This window comes from Trebonia sp. (assembly GCF_049794275.1).
Lineage (GTDB): Bacteria > Actinomycetota > Actinomycetes > Streptosporangiales > Streptosporangiaceae > Trebonia.
Genome location: NZ_JBARCR010001206.1, coordinates 1 through 2020, shown reverse-complemented (window position 1 = coordinate 2020; position 2020 = coordinate 1). Strand labels below are relative to the sequence as shown.

4 protein-coding genes are annotated in these 2020 nt (G+C 72.5%); 2 read left to right on the top strand and 2 right to left on the bottom strand.

From position 1 onward, the window contains the following. Nucleotides 1-181 precede the first annotated feature (181 nt). Together WA805_RS29700 and WA805_RS29695 are read right to left on the bottom strand one after the other, a co-directional pair. Nucleotides 182-838: a Clp protease N-terminal domain-containing protein gene (locus WA805_RS29700; protein WP_425243979.1), complete on the bottom strand. Its 657-nt coding sequence runs from the start codon at nucleotides 836-838 to the stop codon at nucleotides 182-184. Continuing rightward, nucleotides 835-1059 carry a hypothetical protein gene (locus WA805_RS29695; RefSeq protein ID WP_422290186.1) on the bottom strand — a complete coding sequence of 75 codons (225 nt, stop codon included), beginning with the start codon at nucleotides 1057-1059 and terminating at the stop codon, nucleotides 835-837. Before WA805_RS29695 ends, WA805_RS29700 begins: the two co-directional genes overlap by 4 nt. A gap of 74 nt (nucleotides 1060-1133) precedes the next feature. Between WA805_RS29695 and WA805_RS29690 the strand changes: the two genes are divergently transcribed. Then, on the top strand, nucleotides 1134-1502 hold the full coding sequence (locus WA805_RS29690) for an MmcQ/YjbR family DNA-binding protein (RefSeq protein WP_422276637.1): 369 nt from the start codon (nucleotides 1134-1136) through the stop codon (nucleotides 1500-1502). A 22-nt stretch (nucleotides 1503-1524) separates the two neighbouring features. After that, nucleotides 1525-2020 (top strand): thiamine pyrophosphate-binding protein (locus WA805_RS29685; protein WP_425243978.1); only part of this gene is annotated, 496 nt, incomplete at its 3' end.

The window sequence follows — 2020 nt, the reverse complement described above, 5'->3', positions numbered from 1 at the left end:
GCCGCAGCGCGATGTCCGCGGCGCGCGCCGCGTCGAGCAGCTTGCCGCGCCGCGCGGCCGCGGAGACGTCCGCCGCGTACCTGTCCAGCGCCTCCTGGCTGGGCTTGTAACTCCCGGGCTTGTGCATCCGTGTTCCGTACCTCCGTGTCGGCCCGCACCGTAGGCTACGCCAGCCCCGAGGCTAGCGCTGCGGCGGCTCCCCGGTTACGCGGCAGGCGTCCGCCACCGCGGCGCGCAGCGTGGCCGTCGGCGTCCCGAGGGCGGCGAGGATGGGCGGCACCAGACCCTTGGTGACCGACAGCAGGCTCAGCGCGAGGAGCTCGACGCTGATCTGCGTGTCATGGCGGGCCAGCTGCTCGGCGCGGGCATTGCGCAGGCACTGCCCCACATCGGGGCCGTGCGGGAGGAACACCCCATTCGCGTGCACGCCGGGACCTGGCCGGCGCGGGTCCCAGCGCGGCCCGATGATCGGGCGCGGGCGCGCCGCGTGACTGGCGCGGCTGAGGGCCTCGAGGCCGAACGTCTCGGTCATGCGGTCCCGCACCGCGTCGACGTCGATTCCGACGGCGGCGAGCGCGTTCCTGTCCAGGTCGCCGAACAGCCCGCCGCCCGACAGCCGGACAACCTGCTGTTCCACGCGCTCCGGCGTGACCCCGTGCTCGCGCAGCGCGGCGGCGGCCGGGTGATCGGCGCCGGCCAGGGCGATCAGCCAGTGCTCGCAGCCGACATAGGGGAGGCCGAGCCTCCTGGCGTGCTCGAAGCCGCCCATCGGGATCGCCCTGGCTTCCTCGGTCAGCAGCGGCATGGTCAACCCCGGCCGCCTGCGGCGCCTGATCATCCGGGCCTCCCTGCCCGCTTACCGTGCTTCCTGTGCACGGTCTGCTTGGTGACCCCGAGCCGTACGGCGATGTCCTGCCAGGACCATCCGAGCCGCCGCGCGTTGTCGACCTGCAGGATTTCCAGCCGTTCTGTCAGCATCCGGAGGGCGGCCACGGCCCGCAGCCCCACGTCCGGGTCGGTGCTCCCGGCGGCCTCGGCGATCTCGGCGCTGGTCTCCATGACCGTCAGCATATGCTGACAGTCATTCGCCGTCAACAAAAGCTGACGCCCGGGACGTCGGGCATTATTGAGCGATGGCTGATGCCAACGACGTGCGCCGTCTCGCGCTGTCCCTGCCTCACGTGGAGGAGATCGACAGCGACGGCTTCGACTTCCGGGTCGGCGGCAAGGGCTTCGTCTGGTCCTATCCCGAGCGTCAGCCGGGCAGGCCCCGCGTCATCAGGACGGATATCGCGGTGCTCTACGTCGGTGACGAGGCCGAGAAACAGGCCCTGCTGCTCGGCGAGCCGCGGCTCTTCTTCACCACGCCCGGATACGACGGCTGGCCGCTGGTGATGCTGCGGCTACCGGAGGTGGACGGCGGACGCCTGGCGGAACTAGTGACCGACGCGTGGCGGATGCGAGCCCCCGAGGCGCTCGCCGCAGAGCTGGGCGAACAGTGAGGCAGAAACGGGAGGTGTGGTCGTGAACGGTGCGCAGGCGCTCATCAGGACGCTGGCCGGGTGCGGGGTGGAGGTGTGCTTCGCCAACCCGGGGACGTCGGAGATGCACTTCGTGGCCGCGCTGGACACGGTGCCGGAGATGCGCGGGGTGCTGTGCCTGTCCGAGGGCGTGGTGACCGGCGCCGCGGACGGCTACGGCCGGATGACGGGCCGGCCCGCGGCCGCATTGCTGCACCTCGGGCCCGGCCTGGGCAACGGGCTGGCGAACCTGCACAACGCGCGCCGCGCGGCGACCCCGCTGCTCGCCGTGGTCGGCGACCACGCCACCTATCACAAGCGGCTTGACGCGCCGCTCGAGTCCGACATCGACTCGCTCGCCAGGCCGGTTTCCGTGTGGGTCCGCCGATCGCCGCGCGCTGACGACGTGGCCGCCGACGCCGTTGACGCCGTGACGGCGGCCTGCGCTCCGCCCGGCGGGGTGGCGACGCTGATCCTGCCGGCGGACGTGTCGTGGACCG

Excerpts from the sequence above, each read along its gene's own strand:
- WA805_RS29700 (WP_425243979.1), bottom strand. The coding sequence starts at position 838 with ATGATCAGGCGCCGCAGGCGGCCGGGGTTGACCATGCCGCTGCTGACC.
- WA805_RS29695 (WP_422290186.1), bottom strand. The coding sequence starts at position 1,059 with ATGGAGACCAGCGCCGAGATCGCCGAGGCCGCCGGGAGCACCGACCCG.
- WA805_RS29690 (WP_422276637.1), top strand. The coding sequence starts at position 1,134 with ATGGCTGATGCCAACGACGTGCGCCGTCTCGCGCTGTCCCTGCCTCAC.